This window comes from Lonepinella sp. BR2474, assembly GCF_051851555.1.
Classification (GTDB): domain Bacteria; phylum Pseudomonadota; class Gammaproteobacteria; order Enterobacterales; family Pasteurellaceae; genus Lonepinella.
In genome coordinates, this window is the sequence record NZ_JBPDVH010000002.1 from 405109 (window position 1) to 427573 (window position 22465).

A 22465-nucleotide genomic window follows, 5' to 3' on the forward strand; every position below is an offset into this window, starting at 1 on the left:
ATGCTGAATAAAATTAAAGTGCTGTCAAGCCAACGAACAATCTGGTTATTATGCCTTATTTCTGCTTTGTGCTTAGAATTGACCGCACTTTATTTTCAGTATGGCATGGAATTAAAGCCGTGCGTCATGTGTATTTATGAACGTGTCGCTTTATTTGGTATTCTCTTTTCTGCCCTGATTGGTTGCATTGCGCCCCGTTTTATGATCATGCGTTTATTGGCCTTAGGAGTCGGATTATGGGGTGCTATAAAAGGGTTATTGCTATCCATTAAACACGTCGGCTATCAACTGAATCCTAATCCGTGGGATCAATGCCCCATCAACGTCGATTTTCCCTCGACGCTCCCCTTGGATAAATGGTTCCCTGCGCTTTTTCACCCCACTGGACTTTGCAGTGAAATCAGTTGGACCTTTTTAAATTTTACCATGGTGCAATGGTTAGTGTTTATTTTTGCGGTATACAGTTTGCTTTTCGCATTCCTTTTATTAAGCCAATGCTTTGGCGGACGAGTAAAAAATCAACGTCGTTTATTTCATTAACCTATCAACAGACAAAGTGCGGTTAAATTTAACCGCCTTTTTTATTTGAGGAAAAAACATGATTATCGGACCTTATATTAACGCCGCTTGTATCATTGTCGGTGGGCTAATCGGTGCCTATTTAGGGGGCAGAATACCCGAACGCTTACGCAATAACCTCACCTTGCTTTTCGGTTTATGTTCTATGGCCATGGGCGTCGTCATGCTTGCTCGAGTTGCTAGCATGCCCGCGATGGTATTCGCCCTGTTAATCGGCACCATTATTGGGGAAATTCTGTCCGTTGAACATTTGATTAACCGCCTATCCAGTCAAGCCAAAAAAGGCGTTGAGCACTTATTCCCACAGCCCAAAAACAGCCCCTCTCAAGAAGAATTTTTACAAAAATTTGTGGGCTTAATGGTGCTATTTAGTTTCAGTGGCACGGGTATTTTTGGCGCTATGCACGAGGGCTTAGTAGGCGATAGCAGTATTTTGATTATCAAATCTTCACTGGATTTTTTTACCGCCATTATCTTCGCCACCACCTTAGGTCTTTCCGTGTGTACAATCTGTCTACCACAAATGGGCTTACAACTGATCCTCGCCTATTTGGCCATCATTATTCTGCCGCTAATTACCCCTGAAATGAAAGCAGATTTTGGCGGTGTCGGTGGTGCCATTATGATTGCTACGGGTTTACGCATTTGCAACATTAAACAATTCTCCGTGGCCAACATGCTACCTGCGTTGTTTCTTGCGATGCCTATTTCAGCATTGTGGTTATCCTTAATCACAAAATAAAAAAGTGCGGTGTAAAAAAATGCTATTTTTACACCGCACTTAACGCATATGGACGTACTAAAACAATTCTTCTTGCACACCACCAGACGGATTGACTGGCGGTAAATGGCTGTCGCCACTTGGTTTTGGTTTAAACCGATCTAACACACCTTGCGGGACATAATAGCCTCTTTCTTGAACAAAGGCACGTTTCGGTTCCGTTCCTTTAATGAAATATTCGACTCGACCGCCACCATTAGAAAGCAGACCTGATGCAATATCAATTTGTTTTTCAACAATATTAGCGGGTAATATGTTCTCTCTTTCAGGCATATCTTGTAAGCTAGTTTTCATGTAGGCAATCCACGCAGGCATGGCACTCGCTGCCCCCGTTTCCCCACGCCCGAGATTACGTTTACTGTCATCAAAGCCGATATACACGGTGGTCGTAATATTCGCCCCAAACCCCGCATACCATGCAACTTTAGAATTATTGGTTGTCCCCGTTTTTCCGCCAATATCCGAGCGTTTAATTTCATTAGCCATGCGCCAACTGGTCCCTTTCCAACCAACCCCTTTCTCGCCAAAAATAGCGCTATTCAGGGCGCTGCGAATCAAGAAAGCAATTTCCCCACTGATCACCCGTGGCGCATATTGCGGGGTAGCATTTTGCCGACTATCATCAGCCATTACACTGATTTCATCGTCTTTTAACTGACCATTTTTACCGGCCAATTCTGGGTTATCGTCCTCTACTGTTTCGATGTCATCAGGCTCGACATTGACTTCATTATTTTGCACTTGCTGCCCCTGTTCGAGCGCTGAAGTGTTTTCTTGATAACCGTCAATTTTCTCTTGCGTGGTGTCATAAATCACAGGAATATCATCACAACGCAAACAGGCCATTTTCGGGTTGGCCACAAAAATTTCTTTGCCCGTATTATCCAACACTTTTTCCACTAAGTACGGTTCAATTAAAAATCCCCCATTATCAAACACCGCATAGGCTCTGGCCATTTCTAACGGGGTAAAAGAGGCGGCACCGAGTGCCAAAGATTCACTGGCAAAATATTGTTCTCGTTTAAAGCCAAAACGTTGCAGAAACTCGGCCGTAAATGGCACGCCCGCCATTTGAATGGTACGAATCGCAATCATATTTTTGGATTGTCCCAATCCCACCCGTAATCGTACAGGCCCCGCATAATGATTCGGCGAGTTTTTAGGCCGCCATTCTTTTTGCCCTGGTTTTCTAATCACAATGGGCGTATCTTGCAACACACTCGACAGGGTTAAGCCTTTTTCTAACCCCGCAGCGTAAATAAAGGGTTTAATCGTTGATCCCACTTGTACCAAAGATTGGGTAGCACGATTAAATTTACTTTGCTCAAAGCTAAATCCCCCGACAATAGCCTCAATCGCACCATTATCACTATTTAATGCCACCATGGCGGAATTCACTTCGGGGATTTGTCCCAATGCCCAACTGCCTTTATCCTGTTGATATACCCAAATTTGCTGACCTGTTTTCGGCAATTTGCTGCCAGCCCATTTCATCGCCGTATTAGAAATCGTCACATTATCGCCTGAACTTAACAATAATTGCGCACTGGCCTTGCCCGTGGCTAGCACAACCGCTGGCACCAAAGGATCTGAATGCGGTAATTTACGCAATTCATCAATGATTTTTTCTGGCTCCCAAGCCTTTTCATCTTTTTTCCATAATGTGACAGCACCACGGTAACCATGACGCCGATCGTAATCCATCACATTTTTGCGCACGGCTTTTTGTGCTTGATATTGATCCTGTGACAACACTGTGGTATACACCTTGTATCCTCGATTATAGGACACATCTTCGCCATAACGTTTGACCATTTCTTGACGCACCATTTCCGTCACGTAATCTGCTCGGAAATCCAACTGAGCCCCATGATACGAGGCCACAACAGGCTCTTGAATCGCTTGATTGTACTCTTCTTGAGTAATAAATTTGGTTTCCAGCATCCGTCCTAACACCACATTTCGGCGATCCGTTGCACGCTTTAAGGAATACAATGGATTCATCGTCGATGGTGCTTTTGGCAAGCCGGCAATGACGGCGATTTCGGATAAAGATAATTCATTCAAATTCTTACCAAAATAGGTTTTAGCTGCGGCAGACACGCCATAGGAACGGTAGCCTAAATAAATTTTATTTAAATATAATTCTAAAATTTCGTCTTTACTGAGTGCATTCTCAATTTCAATGGCTAACACCGCCTCTTTGGCCTTACGCATTAAGGTCTTTTCAGGGGTTAAAAAGAAATTACGGGCCAACTGTTGGGTAATGGTACTTGCCCCTTGTGAGGCGCCACCATTGCTGATCGCCACCGACACTGCCCGAGCAATCCCTACCGGATCCACGCCATGGTGTTCATAAAAACGGCTATCTTCCGTGGCAATCAAGGCATTAATCAGTTGCTTTGGCACCTCGGCTAATTTCACCGGAATACGGCGTTGCTCGCCCACTTCGCCAATCAGTTTGCCATCAGCGGTATAAATCTGCATAGGCTGTTGCAGTTCCACGGTTTTCAAACTTTCTACGTCGGGAAGTTGTGATTTGATGTGCATATAGCCCAATCCCACCAACACACAGCCCAAAATGATCATGGTCAGTAAGCTACTTAATATTAATTTTGTGATCTTCATTCCAAAATTTACTCTTAATTAATGCGTGAATTTGATTTCTCGTTCATACTTCATGTGAATAGTATAAAGATTAACACTCTTGAACGAAAGTAAAAATAAACAGAAAAGGACAACAAATGGAAAAATTCATCAAAAAACACAACCGTCTACAAGTGGGCATCTGGGTGACCAAACATCATTATGAACTGGTTTGGTTAGAGAGCGATAAAAACGCCAAAAAAACACCGCACTTTTGCCGTGTCACACATCTTGCTATCACCGATATTCGCACCACTTTATACGAAAAACTGCCTGCACACATGACCACCCCACGGCCTTTGTCGATTGATTGGGTCACCCCCTGCTTGCCCCATCAAGTGTGGTATAAAAATTTATTGTTACAGGAACAGTTAGCAGAAAGTGAATGCAAACAGCAATGCCGTTACACCATAGAAAAGGAATTGCCAATTCCGCTTGATGAGCTTTGGTTTGATTATGTCACAACACCATTAAAACAAGGGCTACGCTTGGATATATTTGCAGTAAAAAGAGAGGTGGCACAAGGTTTATTAACCCACTTTCTGCCCTTAAAAATAAAAGTACTTGATACCATGACGGGCTGCCTTTATCGTGCCTTTCGCTATGTGTTAAACAGCACGCCCTCTGCACAAAGTTTATATATTTATCAAGATACACAATTCACCCTGTTATTCCGTCAAACTCAGCAGGAATGGCAAATTCTCTCGCAATCCAAGCAAGCAGATTTAACCGAGTTATATCAACAATTTACCCAACGCTACGAGCAACCCATTGATAAGATTTTGTACTATTCCACGCTGCCAGACTACCATTTTTCCGTGCCACATCAACGGGTCACCTCTGACATTCCCCTGATTCCCTTAGGCGCTGCGTTATGGAAGACAGGTTGGCAAATGGATTAACAAGATGAACAATAAACAAGAGAGTACAATCAATTTATTGCCTTGGCGCCTTGAACAGCATCAACAACGCAGTCGGCAAGGCCTATGGCGACTGGGTGTGTGCGTGATATTGATCGCTCTCAGCGGATTTGCGTTGGATAAAATGGCGCAACATTATCAACAGCAATATGCCGAGCTACAACAAAAACAACAGACTATCCAGTTGCAACATCATCAAATGGAGCAAAAATTAGTGCAATCTCAACAACGTTTACAGCAACAAGGCAAGCAAAGTGCGGTGGATATTTCGACGGATCTTGTCACCGCCTTATTTGATTTGCTTGCGGAGTTACCCTTGCAACAAGGCGAACTCACGGGGTTACAATTTTCCGCCCAACAATTTCGCCTGCAAGGGCTGGCTCAACAGCAAAGCGAATTTGAACAGATTCATCAATTTTTTAAACAATACCCACAAATCAAGCAATTAAAACTCGCGCAATTTTCACCGCAGTCTGATGGCAAACTGCACTTTGAATTTCAGTTACAATTCGTTAATATGGAGCACGCTCATGCCTTGGACGATATTGAATAACCCCGATAATTTATGGGGAAAATGGCTAAAACTCTCTCCACGACAACAAGGCTGTGGCCTCATTTTGCTCGCTGGCACCTTGTTATATTGGCCACTCTTTCAGGGAGGATCTCATTATTATTTATTGCAACAAACAGCACAAAGCAATCAGCAAACACAACAAAATATAGTGGCCAAACAACAGCAATTACAACAGGTTAAACAACAACTTGAACAGCATTTATTAACTCCTGAATTAGCCAATCAGGTAGCACCGATTAATCAGGCTATTCAACAATTATCAGGCGCATTGCAACTTGAAAATCAGCAATGGATTTTTAATCAAAAACCGCAGTTGAATTTGCATATTCAAGGCTATTTTCAAGATCTTCAGCAATTTATCACCGCACTTTTAACCCAACATCCCACCTTGCATTTGGTATCACTGCAAATCCAGCAAGCCGATCAGGCGGAGTATTCCATTGAAAGTGATGTGATCTTTCAATTAACCCTTGCCACCCAAAATCCTCCACCAGAAAACCCTCAATAGGAAACCCATGATATGTATCGAAAAATTACTCTCCTTTTGTTAGCTTGCTACGGCATCACTGCCCTCGCCAAAGGCGATCCCTTTGATAAACAGCAACGCACGCAAGAGGCTGCCCCTGTTCAACAGGTTGCCAAAAGTAAAGCCAATCTATGCCCAGAAAAACAGGCGACTATTTTGCCCGACAGCCCTTTTGAGCAACTCACCTTTATCGGTATTCTCCTGTTCAAGGAGAAAAAACAAATTCTGCTCCAAAATAAAGCCGGTGATGTAGAAAGTGCCTCGGAACAAGATTTGATCGGCGCAGAGGCCTATCAATTACTCAGTATCAATAAAAGCCACGCTGAATTTCAACCTTGGAAAGCGGATTGTTCAGCCGGTGAAATCATTAAACGTAAATTATAGGAACATAGCAATGCAAACATGGATTTCTGTTATTAAATTTAGCCTAAAGTGCGGTGTAATTTTGGGGATTTTTTCAAGTATGAGCTATGCCGAAAACGAAGATCCCACATTTTCTATTCGCCTCAAACAAGCGCCTTTAGTAGCCACCTTGCAACAACTGGCGTTGGAGCAAAATACCAATTTAATGATCAATGATGAACTCAAAGGCACGCTATCCTTACAGCTCGAAAATACCACGCTCGATCATTTATTTCATGCGGTGGCCAAAATTAAGCATTTGTCTTTAGTCAAGGAAAAAGGCGTATATTACCTTAATCAAGAGGATAAGGCTCCTACCGCCAATAAAGATAATATGCCCAACCTGGCGAATTTACCCAATATACCGGCAACCGCACCGCTACAAACGGCCACCATCAAACTGCAGTTTGCCAAAGCCTCGGAAATGATCAAATCCTTAACCACGGGGAGCGGTTCTCTATTGTCTGGCGAGGGAAGTATGAGTTTTGATGATCGCAGCAATGTACTTATCGTCAAAGATAATGCCCGTTCAATTAAGACTATTCGTCAACTGATCAAAGAATTAGATAAACCCATTGAGCAAATTGCCATTGAGGCCAGAATTGTCACCATTACCGATGAAAGTTTACAAGAACTCGGTGTCCGTTGGGGCTTATTTGATCCCACCACCAGTACCCACAAAGTGGCTGGTAGCCTTGCCGCCAACGGGTTTAGCAATGTCACCAACAATTTAAACGTCAATTTTGGCGCCGTCAACACGCCGGCGGGTTCACTGGCTTTACAAGTAGCCAAAATTAACGGGCGACTATTAGATCTTGAACTCACCGCACTGGAACGAGAAAATAACGTAAAAATTATCGCTAGCCCGAAATTGCTCACCACCAACAAAAAAGCCGCCAGTATCAAACAAGGCACAGAAATTCCTTATGTGTCCACCAACGAAAAAAGCGGATCACAAACCGTTGAATTCCGTGAGGCAGTGTTAGGCTTAGAAGTCACACCGCATATTTCCCAAGACAATGCTATTTTATTGGATTTGTTGGTCAGCCAAAATTCCCCAGGTACCGCCGTACAATCTGGCGAGGGCGAAGTGATCACCATTGATAAACAAGAAATTAACACCCAAGTGTTCGCCAAAGATGGGGAAACCATTGTGTTGGGTGGCGTATTTCAAGACACGCTCAGTAAAGGCGTGGATAAAGTGCCTGTGCTAGGCGATATTCCTGTAGTGAAACATTTATTCCGAAAACAAAGTGATAAACATCAAAAACGGGAATTAGTAATTTTTGTCACACCGCATATTTTAAAACAGGGGCAATCGTTGCAGGAATTTGAAAAGGGTCGAAAAACGGAATAACTAAATCCCCCCTCTCCCTCTGGGAGAGGGTTGGGGTGAGGGTAAAAAAATTTAGGCGGTGATAAACACCGCCTAAAATGAAATTATTGATTGTTTTGTACGTAATCAATCGCTGATTGAACAGTGGTGATTTTTTCTGCTTCTTCATCAGGAATTTCAATATCAAATTCTTCTTCTAAAGCCATCACTAATTCAACGGTATCTAAAGAATCTGCACCTAAATCTTCAATAAATGAAGCTTCTGGTTTTGCTTCTTCTTCTTTAACACCTAATTGTTCAACAATGATTTTTTTTACGCGTTCTTCAATGCTCATTTTTGTTTCCTATTGTAGTTTACCTAACTGGTTAGAATGATTAGTTTATGGATTTTTACAAAACTTGCAAGTGTTTTATTACAGGTCAAACCGCAAAAACCCTATACAATTGGGCTAATTCTACCATTTAGAAAGGCGTTTGGCTAGGCTAAATCGGTAATTTTCTTTGCTTTTATGCGCAATAATGCAATCGCTCATTAGACCAGCCAACGCCATCTATCCGATTGAATTTATTTTAGATCAAGGTTAAGATGAATGCCTATTCAACACCCAAAAAGGAGAAATATATGACAGATGTAGCAAAATCAACGGGAACAGGACTGATCGCTGGCATTATTAGTTGCGTATTAGCCATTTTAGGTATTTTATTTCTAGGCACGGTTTTTGTCCCCTTAGCCGCCATCACCGCACTCATTGGCAGTATTATTGCCATCAAAAACAAAAACATCGGTGGTATCGGCGTAAATATACTGGCATGGGTTTTAACCATAATCGGCTTATTCACCTCCCCATTATTATTAGGCCTAATTGGATTAGGCAGTGCCACTGGCTCAATGTAATGCCCAAAAACAAAAAAAGCAGGCAAAAGCCTGCTTTTTTAGGGCGTATGCAATACGCCCCTACCAGTATGGGCCCCGTCTTTGCCGCCTGAAAATTTTTTAATTTGTAGGAAACAAGGCAAAATCAGGGTGTGTTTTCTTTGTTACTTTCTTTTGCACAAGCAAAAGAAAGTAAGAAAATCACGCCATGTACATCCCACCATTCACATGCAACGTATTTCCTGTAATATACCCCGCATCATCACTCGCCAAAAACGCCACCGCTTTGGCAATATCTTTCGCCTCACCTAAACGACCCGCAGGCACATTTGCAAGGGTTTGGGCTTTTTGTTCTTCCGTTAACGCCTCTGTCATATCTGTCGCAATAAAACCGGGTGCCACCACATTAACGGTAATCCCACGGCTTGCGACTTCTTTGGCTAATGCTTTACTAAATCCAATTAACCCCGCTTTGGCCGCACAATAGTTGGCTTGACCTGGGTTACCCATCGAACCCACGACGGAACCAATGGTAATAATGCGCCCAAAACGTTTTTTCATCATTGAACGTAACATGGCTTTAGATAAATGGAATACGGAAGTTAAGTTGGTTTGGATAATATCAAACCATTCATCCTCTTTCATGCGCATTAACAGGTTATCACGAGTAATCCCTGCGTTATTGACTAAAATATCAATATCACCGTGATCTTCTTTGATTTTCGCCAAAACAGCGTCAATAGAACCTTGATCTGCCACATTCAACACTAAACCTTTACCCTGTTGTCCCAAATAAGCAGAAATACTCTCCGCCCCTTTTTCCGAGGTGGCGGTACCGATAACAAAGGCCCCACGGCTGACTAATTCCTCGGCGATAGCCTTACCAATTCCACGAGTTGCGCCCGTGACTAATGCGATTTTACCTTGCATCATTTTTCCTTATAAATTTAAATAGTTGAACCTTGTGCTAATTCTATACAGTGAAAATTATATCTTTTCTTTTTTTGTTCATCTTGTTGAATAACCGCTTCAAAATTCGCTTTATTCTGCTGACATTGTTCCAATGTTTTAGATTGAACAACTGGGTTCATTCCCCAAGAAGAATGTTCTGAAACCAACGCATAATCAGCCATTACATTGTATGAAAGCGTAGTCAATAACATAAACAAATATTTTTTCATGGGCAATATTCCTATAATAAAACATCTTGTACTGCTTGCAATGATTTCACATCATTAACCGCCGTCGCAGTAAGTTCTTTGACAATACGGCCCGTTAAACCTGTTAAGACTTTATTCGGCCCGATTTCCACTAACACTTCTACGCCTGATTTTGCCATTTTTTCTACACTTTCTGTCCAACGTACAGGACTATAAAGCTGGCGCACAAGTGCGGTACGAATGTCGGCACTTTCATTTTCGGTTTTCACATCCACATTGTTAATGACAGGCGTTGTTGGTGCTTTAATCGCAATGCTTTCTAACGCAACCGCTAATTGATCGGCCGCCGGTTTCATTAAAGCACAATGTGATGGTACACTCACCGCTAACGGCAAGGCACGTTTTGCCCCTGCTTCTTTACAAGCCACCGCCGCACGTTCCACCGCCGCTTTGGCACCCGCAATCACCACTTGACCCGGTGAATTGAAATTCACCGCTGACACCACTTCGCCTTGTTCGGCTTGTTGGCAAGCGGCAATAATGCTTTCGTTGTCTAAGCCAATAATCGCATACATGGCGCCTGTGCCTTCAGGGACGGCTTGTTGCATTAAGCGACCACGTAATTCCACTAATTTAATCGCATCTTGAAAATCTATGGCACCAGAGCAAACTAGGGCCGAATATTCCCCTAAACTGTGGCCTGCCATCAGCGTAGGTTGCAAATCCGGATATTGTTGTTGCCACACGCGATAAATCGCCACGGAGGCGGCTAATAAAGCGGGTTGGGTTTGCCAAGTTTTGTTTAATTCTTCGCTTGGGCCTTGTTGTACCAACTGCCATAAATCATAACCTAATACGTCAGAGGCTTGTTTAAACGTCTGTTCAACGATCGGAAATTCACTGGCTAATTCCGCCAACATACCAACAGCTTGCGAACCTTGACCTGGGAAAACCATTGCAAATTTTTTCATTTTTTATTCCTTTTTTAAATGCTTATTTCTTCTCTCTTAATCTCTGGTTCCCTCTTTTCTAATCCCCTCTCCCTCTGGGAGAGGGCTAGGGTGAGGGTGAGGGTTAAAATAAAGAGGAGGTTAATATTTAACTAACGCCGAACCCCATGTCCAGCCGCCACCAAAGGCTTCTAATAATAACAACTGTCCACGTTGAATACGTCCATCACGAATGGCTTCATCTAAGGCCACTGGCACCGTCGCCGCACTGGTATTCGCATATTTATCAAGGGTCACCACCACTTGCGACATATCCATCTCCAATTTTTTGGCGGTGGCCGCAATAATACGTAAATTTGCCTGATGTGGCACCAACCAATCCAGATCGGATTTATCTAAATTGTTTGCGGTCAAGGTTTCTTCCACCACATTGGCCAATTCACGCACGGCTAATTTAAAGGTTTCATTACCTTGCATTTGAATAAAACCCGATTGTTTTTCACCGCGCTTAGACTGCGGCAACAACAGGGTTTCATGGCGATCAGGGCTAGCATGTAAATGGGTAGAAATAATGCCTTGCTGTTCACTGGCCTCTAAAATCACCGCACCCGCACCATCACCAAATAAAATCACCGTGCCACGATCGGTTTCATCTAAATTGCGTGAATTGATATCTGAGCCAATCACTAAGGCTTTTTTCACTTGCCCTGTACGAATAAATTGATCGGCCACGGATAAGGCATACACAAAACCCGTACAAGCCGCCGCCACATCAAAAGCAATGGCATCATCAATATTTAACAAGGTTTGAATTTGACAGGCCGCACTTGGGTAAGCATGGGAATTGGTGGTAGTGCCAACCACAATAAGATCAATATCATTCGGATCAATCTGCGCTTGCGCAAAGGCGTTTTGTGCGGCTTGGTAGCCCATGGTTGCCACGGTTTCATCAGGGCGAGCAAGACGGCGTTCACGGATCCCTGAACGAGTGACAATCCATTCATCGGAGGTGTCCACCATTTTTTCCAGATCGGCGTTGGTTCTTATTTGTTCAGGTAAATAGCTACCTGTGGCTAAAATTCGACTGTGCATAATGTTCTCATTATTTTTCTAATAGCGTGCTAATCCCGCTAAAATTTTCTGTGGAATTTGTTGACGGACTTGTAATGCCGCATCTTTAATTGCATTGCTAAACGCCTCCACGTTCGCACTGCCATGGCTTTTCACTACCACGGAGGTCAATCCAATTAAAGATGCCCCATTGTATTTATCCGGATTAATGTTTTTTAAACGCTGATAACTACTAGGCAATAATTGACGCCCAAACCAACGCAATAACGGTTGGCATAATACATGCTGACGTGAATGCCCTTTGAGCATATCAATGATATTCTTCGCCACGCCCTCTAAGGTTTTCAGCGCAATATTGCCCGCAAACCCATCACTCACAATCACATCCGCTTTGCCATTGAGCAAATCATTGCCCTCAATAAACCCGATATAATTAAGTGCGGTGTCTTTTTGCAACATTTCTGCCGCCGAACGAATGGACTGATGCCCTTTGATTTCTTCTACCCCAATATTCAGCAATGCCACTCGAGGATACACCAAATTTAATTGATGTTCAGCGAAAATCGCCCCCATCAAAGCAAATTGATACAGATTTTCCGCATCACAATCAATATTGGCGCCCAGATCTAACATCACCGAACATTGCCCCTCAATGGTCGGCAAGAGGGCCAACAAGGCAGGGCGTTGAATCCCTTTCAGCGGTTGCAAAATTACTTTTGACAACCCCATTAACGCCCCCGTATTGCCCGCACTGACACAGCCTTGCGCCTCACCTTTTTGCACCGCCTCAATGGCTAAACGCATGGACGTCCCTTTACTGTGACGTAAGGCATAAGCTAAACCTTGATTATTTTCGATTTGATGGGAAGTATGACAAAGGGTCAGACGTTTGGTGAGGTTTTCAGGCACATTTGCCAGCAAAGGCGAAATCTGTTGGCTATCGCCAAACAATAGCAAAGACAACATTGGATCAGCTTCCAATGCTTTTAACGATGCGGGGATAGTAATACGGGGACCTACGTCCCCGCCCATCACATCTAACGCTAGGGTTAGACGGCTCAAGTTATTACCTTATAACAGCAATTACTTATTGATCACTTTACGACCACGGTAAAAACCGTCAGCAGTAACATGATGACGTAAATGTGTTTCACCACTTGCTTTATCCACAGATACGGCAGCAGTAGTTAAGGCATCGTGAGAACGACGCATATCACGACGTGAACGAGATTTTTTATTTTGTTGAACAGCCACGGGCTTATCTCCTAAATTTTACTTTTGCTTTAAACTAGCTAATACAGAAAACGGGTTTGGTTTTTTTGCCAATTCCTCTGGCAATTCGCCGAAAACCTGTTCCACTACGGACACTTCACAGTGTTCAGATGAATGCATGGGTGCGATAGGCAAAGATAAAATAAATTCATCTTCAATCACGCCCAGTAAATCTATTTCGCCAAATTCATTAAATTCAATCGGCTCATAAATTTCGGGTAATTCATCAGTTTGATCCAAGTTTTTCACTGGGCTATAACAAAATTCACAGCGCAATGTTTGTACAAAAGGCGACTCACAACGCTGACATTCCAGTTCAACGTCCACCGTTGCCTCACCTTTTATCACCACCAACTTCTGTGGATCAATAAAAAACGATAATCTAACCTGCGCATCGTTAAGCACATTCAGCACAGACTGCCCAAGACGCTCAAGCTGACTGACAGCATAATAACCGTCATAATCCAACCGCCGTTGCGCATCTTTCACAGGATCTGTGGTTAGGGGTAGTTTTACCTTTTGCATAGGGTGCGAATATTACCTGTTGGAGGCGAATTAGTCAAAGGAAATTATCATTTTTTGTGTAAAAAACCAATAATTTTTTACCTCTGCATAAAAGAAGAATAAGAAAATTCCCATCTTCAGGATGGGACAAGTTTTAGCGAAATAGAAAGGATATTGTACAAACGCCCTCTCCTCTCCCGATTTTTCAGCAAATTACGGCATTCCTTTCGTGCTGGATAGCACATTCAATCCCGTTCTTCTTTTGGTTGAAACATAGTCAAATAAAGAATCTGATATTGTGCAAAAAAAACAATGCTAGTATGAAACGCAATCTGTTAATCAAAGGGGTAAAAAATGAATAAGTCCACGTCATCTCACAACATTTCTAACGTTCAAAATAAAACTTGTTCCGTAAAATCAACAGTAAACTAAAAAATTATGCAAAATAACGACTGGGGTATTTGTAATACTTATGGTTCTAACAAGTATAATAATATATTTAGATGAAGAAATTCACTTTGAAATATATAAAGAGATAGTTATATTGTGTTTATTGATATGCAGTAGTTATAAGTTTGTAAAAATGAAGAGTGGTGGTATTTCCGATAAATGCTTAACAGTACTCTTCCGCTAAAAGAAGATTTATCAGCCGAGAAAAAATTTTTCTGTTAATTATAATTTATATGAATTAAAAACTAAACACAAAGAAAAACTTAACAATAAGCATATTAATCCTAAATAACATCTATATAATATACTCCAGTCTATATTTGACAAAAATCCAAACATTATAGCGATATGTAAGAGCCTATAATAAAATTTGTGTAAATACCTGTTTCTGAGATAATAACCAAAAACAGGTATTTTCATTATGAATGAACAACAAATTAAATTATTGGCTAATTAATTAGCTAAAAACCTCAAAACGCCAGAAGATCTCAATCAGCTTTCTCGAATGCTGAAAAAAATCACCGTTGAAGCGGCTCTCAATACCGAGTTGACCTCACATCTCGGTTATGATAAAAATCAGACGCACATCATGGGTATGGATGAGCAAATTATTGCCTTATATGCCAAAGGGTTAAGTAATCAAGAGATTGTTGATTCGTTTAAGGAATTTTATGATGCTGATGTTTCACCTAGCTGAATTTCTCGGGTAACAGATTCAGTCAAAGAACGCATTATTGAATGGCAAAATGGCCCCCTTAACACGGTGTATGCCATTGTTTATTTGGATTTTATCGTAGTGAAAGTTCGCCAAGATGGTCGAATTATCAATAAAGCGGTTTTTGTCGCTTTTGGGCGTGAATCTGGATGGACACAAAGAACTATTAGGACTCTGGATTGCTGAAAATGAAGGGGAAAAATTTTGGTTAAACGTGCTAACCGAGCTTAAAAATCGTGGCGTACAGGATATTCTGATTGCTTGCATTGACGGTTTAAAAGGCTTTCCTGATGCGATTAATACTGTTTTTCCTGAAACGAAAATTCAGCTTTGTATCGTGCATATGGTTCGTAATAATTTGAAATATGTCACTTGGAAAGATTACAAAGCCGTCACAGCGGATTTAAATCTGATTTATCAATCACCTACGGAACGGCAGCCCTACAGGCACTGGCTAATTTTGAGCAAAAATGGCAAGCAAAATACCCCTTAATCGCCAAAAGCTGGCAGAATCATTGGGCAAATTTAGTCACGATTTTCAGCTATCCTGACGATATTCGTAAGGCAATTTACACGACAAATGCGATAGAATCGTTAAATAGCGTGATTCGACGAGTGATTAAAAAACGAAATGTCTTTCCGACTGACGAATCCGTGATTAAAATCATTTGGCTTGCGATTAAAAATGCATCTAAAAAATGGTCAATGCCAATCCGAAATTGGCGAGCAGCATTGAACCATTTTGTGCTAGAATTTGGTGATCGTTTAAAGGAGCACCTTTAAGTGAAATTGGTGTTTACACAAAATGTGGGATAGGCTCCCTATTCCCGCTCTTATACGAGAGAAAATAGAAAGGAAATACTTATTGGCAATAATTTTCGCTTACCATCGGGGCAAATGCGGTACCATCTGGCCAATAACCTAAGCTAACCTGTTTCTCCCCCACGCCCACTAATACTGGTGACGCTTGATTCAGTGTGTTATCTAGCGTCATAATCACACGCCAATAGCCATAAAAATCCAAGTTATTTAACGATCCAGAGGCCTCAAATTGTGGGCGTCCTACAATGGTTTTAGGGAACGCATGATCGGTTAACGCAAAATTATAGCGACTATCTGGCGCCCCAGGTGATCCATGACCAGATTTGACATTTCGTCCTGCATGGCTGTCATTTGGCAGCATTAACAATACCCGTTTATTGTTCGGTAAATGGCATAATCCTTTGGCAATTAATCTGGCTGTCGGCACCCCGATTTGGGTATCCGCACTGCCAGACATAATGGCAACGGGTAAATTTTTCGGGATATGTTTCAAGTTCGGAAAAACACTCTTACCCTGTTCACCATGTTTCACATGGTAGGCATCACCCGGTGCCATTAACACTGCCCCTTTTGGAGTAGGTAAACCATAATGCTGAGGTTCAGCCAAAATATTGAGCGTGATCGCTGCCCCCATAGAAAAACCAATATATAGCGTTCGATTTTGATCTAATTGGTAACCCTGTTGCTGAATAAAGGTTAAAGCATTGCGATCGGCTTTAACCGCATTTTGTGTAATATGTTGCGGATTGGTGACTTCCGAAAATTGATATACTGGGTAAATCACAATATGCCCTGTACGCGCTAAATGATCCGTTAACGCTCCAAAATTTAGCGGATTCATACCTAGCCAACCATGATGTAAAAATACCACAGGGAAAAGCTGATTGTTTTTTGGCGTATCAGGTAAAAAGATATACACCCGATTTTCCCCCTCACCTAGCGCATGTACGATCACATTGGGATAGATTTCACGGCTTTTGTAACCTTGCGGTGAAAAACTGTCTAATTGATGAATATTGATAGCTTGAGACGCAACCTGTTGATTCACCATAGGTGGCTGAGTTGAACAGCCAATCAGACTACTGCTCAATAGTAACCATAATAGATTTTTTTTTAACATGATATTTTCTCTTTAAGAATACGTAAATTGTGGTATTACCACTGGAAAATGGCAGGAACCAATAATTTCCCAGCATCGTAAGTAAAATGAATACCGTCTTCCGTGCGTAATCGAACCGTTTTTCCCGCCGCATTTTTGCCATATTCTTGGAAAGTGCCATCCGTAGAAAGCAAGGTATTCGTATTTAACCAAGTGATATTCGGATAGACCGACAGCACATGATAGGTTAATCGATTGATGGTTTCTACTTTTTTATTAAAAGCGGCACTTTTCATTGCCGGTAGCCCAAGCCAAATCACTGGCAAGTTAGGTTGACTCACCAACTGCGCAAAATCATTGACCCGTTGCGCATAGATTTTTAACCATTCCGCACTACCAAAATGAATCACTTTACCACGTACATAATAAGGCTGTGCATCATTAGCACCGATAGCAACAATGGCTAAATCAAGGGATTGCCCTTTGATCATTTTCGGGTATTCTTGTAGCCAATTAAACACATCAGGGCGTGATAACCCTGTTCCCGATTTATAAGCCCGAATAAAGCGCATATTGTGTTGGCGATCATAATGCTGAATCTGCGCCGCCAATCCCACGGCCATCATGGAATCCCCTACCAAAGCGACCTTTAACGCTTGTTTCGGTAATGCTGTAATCATTGGAGAAAACACCGTATGAGTGGGTAACGGCGGTAAATTCAGTAACAATTTATCGTTCAATAGTGCCACTGTTGTTGGGGCTGCTGTTGAGGTTGTTGCAGTCATCGTCGACGTAGACATTGTCGCATCCACGTTATTGATGTCTGATGCTATCTGTTCTTGAACCGTACTTTCCTCTGCTTCGCTTTCATGAATCAATATTGTGGCTGATTCGGAGTGGGTCTGTAAATCAGTATGCTCATTTGTTGCTAATTCAGACGCTGCGATTGGCAAATCTACTGATTCAACAGGTACATTTATTTCTTGTGCCACCATCGGCTGTTCTGAACTGCGTGGTGTCGTGTCATTCATCTCATCATGCGTGAGCAGTTGTATCAAAGGTGTTGTGGCCACGCCGTCTTGATGAATATTGTCTGCAATCGGTTTGCGATACGTAGCGATTTTAAGTGGCTGCACCAACGTATAAAGTTGCTGTGTTATCGGCAAGAAAAAGGATTTCACACGGGGATTATCCAACCGTTCTGACCACACGACTAACCCTTGGGCCTCAAGAAGAATCAGCATCATCAATGCCGCCACAATACTGACCGTGATTTTTTTCACGGAGAATAGTAACAAAGGATTCACTGTTTTGACTTGCTCTTGTGTGATCTTCTCCATGTGTTTCTCCTTAAAATTGGAAATAAATAAAAGGTGCCACACCTGTTGGACCATATAATTCAATCAAATAAATCACCACAGCAATGGCGATACCAATCATCACGGGATGCCAATGACTCACCTCAAGTTCTAAAGTGCGATCCCAACGTTTCGGGCGATATTGGGCAAATAATCCCACCAAGATTAAGCCGATAATCGCAGGGGTAACCAATATTGACATGTCAATATTGTGAAGACCTTGAATCATCTGCCAAGCCGTATCCAAATCGGCCGCACGAAAGAAGATCCAAGCCAAACAGACCGCATGGAACAACAAAAAGCGAGATAGCCAGCGCCACGCTGTCGTCTGTCGCAATGTCGTCAAAGTGGCATGCGTATTCATCGCCCAAGTGCGGTGAATAATGAGGTAGATTCCGTGCAAGCAACCCCAAATGACAAAATTCCAACTGGCGCCATGCCATAAGCCACCTAACACCATTGTAATAAATAAATTCACGTGGGTACGGCTCACCGATGCTCGAGAACCGCCTAATGGAATATAGAGATAATCTCTTAACCAAGTGGACAAGGAAATATGCCAACGGCGCCAAAAATCCTGTGGATTCGTGGCATAATAAGGGGAATCAAAGTTTTTCGGAAATTTGTAGCCTAGCAAAAATGCGCAGCCAATCGCCATATTGGTATAACCAGAAAAGTCACAATAAATTTGTACAGCATACCCATAGATAGCCAATAAAATATCCATGCCATTATAGGATTGCGGTGATTCAAACACTTGATCCACCAACATACTCGATAAATAATTGGAAATAATCACCTTTTTGATCAGACCGGACAGAATTAACATCCATGCCAATGTGGCACGAATATCTTGCGGCTTAGGCGATTGCTGTAATTGAGGTAAAAAGGCGGAGGCTCGCAAAATAGGGCCCGCAATAAGTTGAGGGAAAAAAGCGATATAAAGTAACACATCCAGAGGCTTAATCTGCACCGCCACTTTCTGTTGATAAGTATCACCAAATAACGAAATGGCATGAAAGACAAAGAAAGAAATGCCTAATGGTAAAATGGGCGACGCAATATTAATGGTCAAATCTTGGCCAAAAATATTCGCCACATTGATGATGTTTAACACAAAAAAGCCAATGTATTTATAATAGGCTAAGACAGCTAAACAAACGCTCACCCCGAAAATTAACCAACGTTTTTGCACGCTACGGTTCGGATGATATTGAATGCGAGCCGCAATAAAGTAGCTAAACAGCGAAATCGCAAATAACAGCAACACATAATACCATTCCCACACGCCATAAAAAACATAACTGGCGACTAATAAAAAGACTTTTCTGGCAGTATTATTGCGCCATAATCCCCATGATACGGCAAAGGCAAAAACAAAAAAGAGAGCATATTCAACTGTGGGAAATAACATGTGTAAGAGGTTCAAAATCAGATTAACGATACACTTTCGGATTTCCACTGAAATGCTGAAAGCACGCATAAAACCTTGACTTTATACCAAAAAAGGCGGAAAAATTCAAGCAAGATAGGGCATTATTATTTAATGCTTATAACAAAATTTGTGTAAATACCTGTTTCTGAGATAATAACCAAAAACAGGTATTTTATGATGAAAGTTCAAACCAACTAATTTTTCTCAAAACGTTGTAGTTCTTTTGTCGTATGCTTGTTTACACCCTGTATGTTAAAAAAATCACAAGTGAGCTGTTGCTTAGAGAATATAAACCATGTTTCTTGTGTAGATACATCTGACGGGTCACCAGGTTCCCCTATATAGTAATAAACATAAGTCATCACATGTAATACATCACCTGTTTTCAACGTCAGTCTATAAGGTGTAGCTTTACTTGCACCACCATCACAATAGTTACCTGATATATCAACCTTAGCCTCATTTTTATTCAGATGCAGCAAATTATAAAATTGTTTTTGAGTGACAAAATTATAGGCTTTATTAAACCCCACAATCAGCACTGGCGCAGCCATTTTATTTCCTTGTAAATCATCATAGGAAAGTGCCGTCCAAGCAAAATTGCCTTTCGTTTTGCTTTGTATTGGTGCATATTGTTGCTCAAAATAATGTCTAAAATCAGCACTATTCGCCTTTGCAAAGGTTTCATAGGCGACATAATTAGGTATTTTCTTGCTGCTTAAGGTTGAATTTTCTGCCTGTAATGGTACACAGCCAGTTAATAGTAGCAGTAATAATATCAGTTTTTTCATAGATAAAATTCCTATTCTTCGTACATTTTATTTTTCATTGGGCCAGTGCGTTCAAAGTCTTGAAGTGCATTTTTATCAAGTTTACCTTGAGAATCCCCGAATGCCTTACAACTCTGTTTATTTTTATAAATAACTAAGTTTGTATACTCTCTAGGACCAGGATTATAACCTCCAGAATAAAATAAATATAACACTTTTCCAGATTTTAGTGTTAATTTATATTGTTCATCTTCTCCCCAAAAACCAGGACCTCTTTTACATCTATTTATTTTTTCAATACCAATATCATTTGAATCTAATCCAAATACTTTATAAAAGTTATATCGAGTAAAATCTAAATATGAATGAAATTCAAATTCTAATGTAGTTTCTTTTTTTAAATCATTAAACTTATCTCCCACCAAATACACCTTACCTTTGAAATAACTAGGATACTCAAAATCATCAAGATCATAAACAGGAAAGGCTTTTTTGGCCACACTTACATCAGATTTAAAATTATACCCATCAGAACTAGGGTATTTTTGATCAAAATAACGTTTAAATTCAGCACCATTATTTGTACTGGCAAATTTTTCAAAGGTTTCATAATCTGGCAGGACTGTATTCTGGGCAAAACTAAGTTGAGCGCAAGAAGATAATAAAATAGGGAGGGACATCAATAAAGCAATTTTTTTCATACGAAACTCCAATGGATTATTTTTATATGCAGAGGTGTTTTAGTTGTTATGTCAATAACAACTAAAAGGATTATAATCCTTGCTAAAATTGACTATTTTTCAATCTAATGTAGGAGCGTATTGCATACGCCCATGCTCGATCTCTTTTCTTCTCAAATTATGGGAACATCAGGTTCTAGGGCGTATGCAATACGCCCCTACTCATTTTGTTATTACACCGGTGCGGGAGACTGCACGCCGATAAAAAATAGTTGCTTATGTTCACCATCAGCAACTATCTTCATTCAAACAGGGATTTTATTTATAACGCTTAAACACCAACGTCGCATTCGTCCCACCAAAACCAAAGCTATTTGACATCACGGTTTGTAATCCCGCATTTTCTTTGGTTTCTGTCACAATATTTAAGCCCGCTGCTTTTTCATCAAGGGTTTCAATATTAATGCTTGGTGCAATAAAATCATTATGTAACATTAATAAGGTGTAAATCGCCTCATGTGCGCCCGCCGCCCCTAATGAGTGGCCAGTCATGGATTTTGTGGATGAAATGGCTGGTTTTTGACCCGCAAAAACATTCGCAATCGCCCCCAACTCTTTCACATCACCAACGGGTGTTGAGGTACCATGTACGTTAATATAATCCACTGGGCTGTCCACCGTAGCAAGGGCTTGTTTCATACAACGTTCTGCCCCCTCACCGCTTGGCGCCACCATATCATAGCCATCAGAAGTCGCCCCATAACCCACGATTTCTGCATAAATTTTTGCACCACGAGCTAACGCATGTTCTAATTCTTCTACCACCACAACAGCACCACCACCGGCAATCACAAAACCATCACGGTTGGCATCATAAGCACGAGAGGCTTTGGTTGGCGTGTCGTTATATTTGGTTGAAACTGCTCCCATGGCGTCAAATTCGGTAGCACATTCCCAAGAAAGTTCTTCCGCACCACCGGCAAAGACCACATCTTGTTTGCCTAATTGAATCAATTCTAAGGCATGACCGATACAGTGAGCAGAGGTCGCACAAGCTGAACTAATGGAATAGTTTACGCCACGAATTTTATAAGGCGTCGCTAAACAAGCAGAAACACTGGACGCCATGGTTTTCGTCACGGCATAAGGCCCCACTTTTTTCACGCTGCCATTACGCACCGCATCACAGGCCACTAACTGGCTATGTGCCGAGCCGGTTCCTGCACCAATCACTAACCCCGTACGATCATTCGACACTTGATCTTCGCTCAAGCCTGAATCTTCAATCGCCTCTTTCATGGAAAGATAAGCATAAGCCGCCGCATCTCCCATAAAACGATAAACTTTACGGTCAATTAATTCCGCTGGATTTAACTTAATCGTCCCCGCCACTTGGCTACGCATGCCCACCTCTGCAAATTCAGGCACAAATTCAATCCCTGATTTACCGGCTTTTAATGACGCTAATACTTCTTCTTTGTTATTACCAATACTTGAAACGATACCGAATCCAGTGATAACTGCTCTTCTCATTACTTATT

The 22465-nt window shown here is 41.6% G+C and carries 23 protein-coding genes and 1 pseudogene; 9 read left to right on the top strand and 15 right to left on the bottom strand.

Annotation, left to right across the window (positions count from 1 at the left end; translation table 11 throughout):
* Together dsbB and ACTG7Q_RS04835 are read left to right on the top strand one after the other, a co-directional pair.
* Positions 1 to 540 carry a disulfide bond formation protein DsbB gene (gene dsbB / locus ACTG7Q_RS04830; RefSeq protein ID WP_439241434.1) on the top strand — a complete coding sequence of 180 codons (540 nt, stop codon included), beginning with the start codon at positions 1 to 3 and terminating at the stop codon, positions 538 to 540.
* A gap of 58 nt (positions 541 to 598) precedes the next feature.
* Entirely contained in the window at positions 599 to 1321 is a 723-nt protein-coding gene (locus ACTG7Q_RS04835) for a DUF554 domain-containing protein (protein ID WP_439241436.1), read from the top strand.
* A 57-nt stretch (positions 1322 to 1378) separates the two neighbouring features.
* On the opposite strand, the gene ACTG7Q_RS04840 is transcribed toward ACTG7Q_RS04835, so the two are convergent.
* Complete coding sequence (locus tag ACTG7Q_RS04840; RefSeq protein ID WP_439241438.1) at positions 1379 to 3988, bottom strand: penicillin-binding protein 1A; 2610 nt, start codon at positions 3986 to 3988, stop codon at positions 1379 to 1381.
* A gap of 116 nt (positions 3989 to 4104) precedes the next feature.
* On the opposite strand from ACTG7Q_RS04840, the gene ACTG7Q_RS04845 reads away from it, so the two are divergent.
* Genes ACTG7Q_RS04845 through ACTG7Q_RS04865 form a run of 5 tightly spaced genes read left to right on the top strand, consistent with a single transcriptional unit; the run spans position 4105 to position 7785 of the window.
* Positions 4105 to 4908, top strand: a complete 804-nt coding sequence (locus tag ACTG7Q_RS04845; protein ID WP_439241440.1) for a hypothetical protein — start codon at positions 4105 to 4107, stop codon at positions 4906 to 4908.
* Positions 4909 to 4912: 4 nt separating this feature from the next.
* Positions 4913 to 5479, top strand: a complete 567-nt coding sequence (locus tag ACTG7Q_RS04850) for a hypothetical protein (RefSeq protein ID WP_439241442.1) — start codon at positions 4913 to 4915, stop codon at positions 5477 to 5479.
* Positions 5457 to 6008 (top strand): competence protein, encoded by a 552-nt coding sequence (locus ACTG7Q_RS04855; RefSeq protein ID WP_439241444.1) that lies wholly within the window; start codon positions 5457 to 5459, stop codon positions 6006 to 6008. Before ACTG7Q_RS04850 ends, ACTG7Q_RS04855 begins: the two co-directional genes overlap by 23 nt.
* Before the next feature lie 12 nt (positions 6009 to 6020).
* Positions 6021 to 6410 carry a hypothetical protein gene (locus ACTG7Q_RS04860; protein ID WP_439241446.1) on the top strand — a complete coding sequence of 130 codons (390 nt, stop codon included), beginning with the start codon at positions 6021 to 6023 and terminating at the stop codon, positions 6408 to 6410.
* A gap of 10 nt (positions 6411 to 6420) precedes the next feature.
* Positions 6421 to 7785 (top strand): type IV pilus secretin PilQ, encoded by a 1365-nt coding sequence (locus ACTG7Q_RS04865; protein ID WP_439241448.1) that lies wholly within the window; start codon positions 6421 to 6423, stop codon positions 7783 to 7785.
* Positions 7786 to 7868: 83 nt separating this feature from the next.
* Here the strand turns inward: ACTG7Q_RS04865 and acpP are convergent, their stop codons facing one another.
* Positions 7869 to 8099 carry an acyl carrier protein gene (acpP, locus tag ACTG7Q_RS04870; RefSeq protein WP_132302013.1) on the bottom strand — a complete coding sequence of 77 codons (231 nt, stop codon included), beginning with the start codon at positions 8097 to 8099 and terminating at the stop codon, positions 7869 to 7871.
* Positions 8100 to 8386: 287 nt separating this feature from the next.
* Between acpP and ACTG7Q_RS04875 the strand changes: the two genes are divergently transcribed.
* The gene (locus ACTG7Q_RS04875) at positions 8387 to 8659 is read left to right on the top strand and encodes a hypothetical protein (RefSeq protein WP_439241450.1); all 273 of its coding nucleotides are present in this window, start codon (positions 8387 to 8389) and stop codon (positions 8657 to 8659) included.
* Positions 8660 to 8839: 180 nt separating this feature from the next.
* Here the strand turns inward: ACTG7Q_RS04875 and fabG are convergent, their stop codons facing one another.
* The 7 genes from fabG to yceD form a co-directional block, all read right to left on the bottom strand.
* Positions 8840 to 9568, bottom strand: coding sequence for a 3-oxoacyl-ACP reductase FabG (fabG, locus tag ACTG7Q_RS04880; protein ID WP_439241452.1), 729 nt, complete (start codon positions 9566 to 9568; stop codon positions 8840 to 8842).
* Between the two features lie 17 nt (positions 9569 to 9585).
* On the bottom strand, positions 9586 to 9819 hold the full coding sequence (locus ACTG7Q_RS04885) for a hypothetical protein (protein WP_439241454.1): 234 nt from the start codon (positions 9817 to 9819) through the stop codon (positions 9586 to 9588).
* A gap of 11 nt (positions 9820 to 9830) precedes the next feature.
* Entirely contained in the window at positions 9831 to 10769 is a 939-nt protein-coding gene (gene fabD, locus ACTG7Q_RS04890) for an ACP S-malonyltransferase (protein ID WP_439241456.1), read from the bottom strand.
* A 120-nt stretch (positions 10770 to 10889) separates the two neighbouring features.
* Complete coding sequence (locus ACTG7Q_RS04895; protein WP_439241458.1) at positions 10890 to 11840, bottom strand: beta-ketoacyl-ACP synthase III; 951 nt, start codon at positions 11838 to 11840, stop codon at positions 10890 to 10892.
* 18 nt (positions 11841 to 11858) lie between these two features.
* Positions 11859 to 12881 carry a phosphate acyltransferase PlsX gene (gene plsX / locus ACTG7Q_RS04900; protein ID WP_439241460.1) on the bottom strand — a complete coding sequence of 341 codons (1023 nt, stop codon included), beginning with the start codon at positions 12879 to 12881 and terminating at the stop codon, positions 11859 to 11861.
* Between the two features lie 21 nt (positions 12882 to 12902).
* The gene (gene rpmF / locus ACTG7Q_RS04905; protein ID WP_132302023.1) at positions 12903 to 13073 is read right to left on the bottom strand and encodes a 50S ribosomal protein L32; all 171 of its coding nucleotides are present in this window, start codon (positions 13071 to 13073) and stop codon (positions 12903 to 12905) included.
* 18 nt (positions 13074 to 13091) lie between these two features.
* Positions 13092 to 13616, bottom strand: coding sequence for a 23S rRNA accumulation protein YceD (gene yceD, locus ACTG7Q_RS04910; protein WP_439241462.1), 525 nt, complete (start codon positions 13614 to 13616; stop codon positions 13092 to 13094).
* Between the two features lie 850 nt (positions 13617 to 14466).
* Between yceD and ACTG7Q_RS04915 the strand changes: the two are divergent.
* A pseudogene (locus tag ACTG7Q_RS04915) lies at positions 14467 to 15543 on the top strand (IS256 family transposase).
* A 79-nt stretch (positions 15544 to 15622) separates the two neighbouring features.
* On the opposite strand, the gene ACTG7Q_RS04920 reads toward ACTG7Q_RS04915, so the two are convergent.
* The 6 genes from ACTG7Q_RS04920 to fabB all read right to left on the bottom strand — a co-directional run bounded on the left by ACTG7Q_RS04920 (position 15623) and on the right by fabB (position 22457).
* The gene (locus ACTG7Q_RS04920; RefSeq protein WP_439241464.1) at positions 15623 to 16702 is read right to left on the bottom strand and encodes an alpha/beta hydrolase family protein; all 1080 of its coding nucleotides are present in this window, start codon (positions 16700 to 16702) and stop codon (positions 15623 to 15625) included.
* 35 nt (positions 16703 to 16737) lie between these two features.
* Positions 16738 to 18021: an SGNH/GDSL hydrolase family protein gene (locus ACTG7Q_RS04925; protein WP_439241466.1), complete on the bottom strand. Its 1284-nt coding sequence runs from the start codon at positions 18019 to 18021 to the stop codon at positions 16738 to 16740.
* 10 nt (positions 18022 to 18031) lie between these two features.
* Positions 18032 to 19453, bottom strand: coding sequence for an MBOAT family O-acyltransferase (locus ACTG7Q_RS04930; RefSeq protein ID WP_439241468.1), 1422 nt, complete (start codon positions 19451 to 19453; stop codon positions 18032 to 18034).
* 215 nt (positions 19454 to 19668) lie between these two features.
* Positions 19669 to 20265, bottom strand: a complete 597-nt coding sequence (locus ACTG7Q_RS04935) for a hypothetical protein (RefSeq protein ID WP_439241470.1) — start codon at positions 20263 to 20265, stop codon at positions 19669 to 19671.
* Positions 20266 to 20276: 11 nt separating this feature from the next.
* A complete protein-coding gene (locus ACTG7Q_RS04940; RefSeq protein ID WP_439241471.1) occupies positions 20277 to 20945 on the bottom strand; it encodes a hypothetical protein in 669 nt (222 codons plus the stop codon).
* Between the two features lie 297 nt (positions 20946 to 21242).
* Positions 21243 to 22457, bottom strand: coding sequence for a beta-ketoacyl-ACP synthase I (gene fabB / locus ACTG7Q_RS04945; RefSeq protein WP_439241473.1), 1215 nt, complete (start codon positions 22455 to 22457; stop codon positions 21243 to 21245).
* Positions 22458 to 22465 lie beyond the last annotated feature (8 nt).

What these genes read in the sequence shown, in the direction of transcription:
- dsbB (WP_439241434.1), top strand. Translation starts at nt 1, where the DNA reads ATGCTGAATAAAATTAAAGTGCTGTCAAGCCAACGAACAATCTGGTTA.
- ACTG7Q_RS04835 (WP_439241436.1), top strand. Translation starts at nt 599, where the DNA reads ATGATTATCGGACCTTATATTAACGCCGCTTGTATCATTGTCGGTGGG.
- ACTG7Q_RS04840 (WP_439241438.1), bottom strand. Translation starts at nt 3,988, where the DNA reads ATGAAGATCACAAAATTAATATTAAGTAGCTTACTGACCATGATCATT.
- ACTG7Q_RS04845 (WP_439241440.1), top strand. Translation starts at nt 4,105, where the DNA reads ATGGAAAAATTCATCAAAAAACACAACCGTCTACAAGTGGGCATCTGG.
- ACTG7Q_RS04850 (WP_439241442.1), top strand. Translation starts at nt 4,913, where the DNA reads ATGAACAATAAACAAGAGAGTACAATCAATTTATTGCCTTGGCGCCTT.
- ACTG7Q_RS04855 (WP_439241444.1), top strand. Translation starts at nt 5,457, where the DNA reads ATGCCTTGGACGATATTGAATAACCCCGATAATTTATGGGGAAAATGG.
- ACTG7Q_RS04860 (WP_439241446.1), top strand. Translation starts at nt 6,021, where the DNA reads ATGTATCGAAAAATTACTCTCCTTTTGTTAGCTTGCTACGGCATCACT.
- ACTG7Q_RS04865 (WP_439241448.1), top strand. Translation starts at nt 6,421, where the DNA reads ATGCAAACATGGATTTCTGTTATTAAATTTAGCCTAAAGTGCGGTGTA.
- acpP (WP_132302013.1), bottom strand. Translation starts at nt 8,099, where the DNA reads ATGAGCATTGAAGAACGCGTAAAAAAAATCATTGTTGAACAATTAGGT.
- ACTG7Q_RS04875 (WP_439241450.1), top strand. Translation starts at nt 8,387, where the DNA reads ATGACAGATGTAGCAAAATCAACGGGAACAGGACTGATCGCTGGCATT.
- fabG (WP_439241452.1), bottom strand. Translation starts at nt 9,568, where the DNA reads ATGCAAGGTAAAATCGCATTAGTCACGGGCGCAACTCGTGGAATTGGT.
- ACTG7Q_RS04885 (WP_439241454.1), bottom strand. Translation starts at nt 9,819, where the DNA reads ATGAAAAAATATTTGTTTATGTTATTGACTACGCTTTCATACAATGTA.
- fabD (WP_439241456.1), bottom strand. Translation starts at nt 10,769, where the DNA reads ATGAAAAAATTTGCAATGGTTTTCCCAGGTCAAGGTTCGCAAGCTGTT.
- ACTG7Q_RS04895 (WP_439241458.1), bottom strand. Translation starts at nt 11,840, where the DNA reads ATGCACAGTCGAATTTTAGCCACAGGTAGCTATTTACCTGAACAAATA.
- yceD (WP_439241462.1), bottom strand. Translation starts at nt 13,616, where the DNA reads ATGCAAAAGGTAAAACTACCCCTAACCACAGATCCTGTGAAAGATGCG.
- ACTG7Q_RS04920 (WP_439241464.1), bottom strand. Translation starts at nt 16,702, where the DNA reads ATGTTAAAAAAAAATCTATTATGGTTACTATTGAGCAGTAGTCTGATT.
- ACTG7Q_RS04925 (WP_439241466.1), bottom strand. Translation starts at nt 18,021, where the DNA reads ATGGAGAAGATCACACAAGAGCAAGTCAAAACAGTGAATCCTTTGTTA.
- ACTG7Q_RS04930 (WP_439241468.1), bottom strand. Translation starts at nt 19,453, where the DNA reads ATGTTATTTCCCACAGTTGAATATGCTCTCTTTTTTGTTTTTGCCTTT.
- ACTG7Q_RS04935 (WP_439241470.1), bottom strand. Translation starts at nt 20,265, where the DNA reads ATGAAAAAACTGATATTATTACTGCTACTATTAACTGGCTGTGTACCA.
- ACTG7Q_RS04940 (WP_439241471.1), bottom strand. Translation starts at nt 20,945, where the DNA reads ATGAAAAAAATTGCTTTATTGATGTCCCTCCCTATTTTATTATCTTCT.
- fabB (WP_439241473.1), bottom strand. Translation starts at nt 22,457, where the DNA reads ATGAGAAGAGCAGTTATCACTGGATTCGGTATCGTTTCAAGTATTGGT.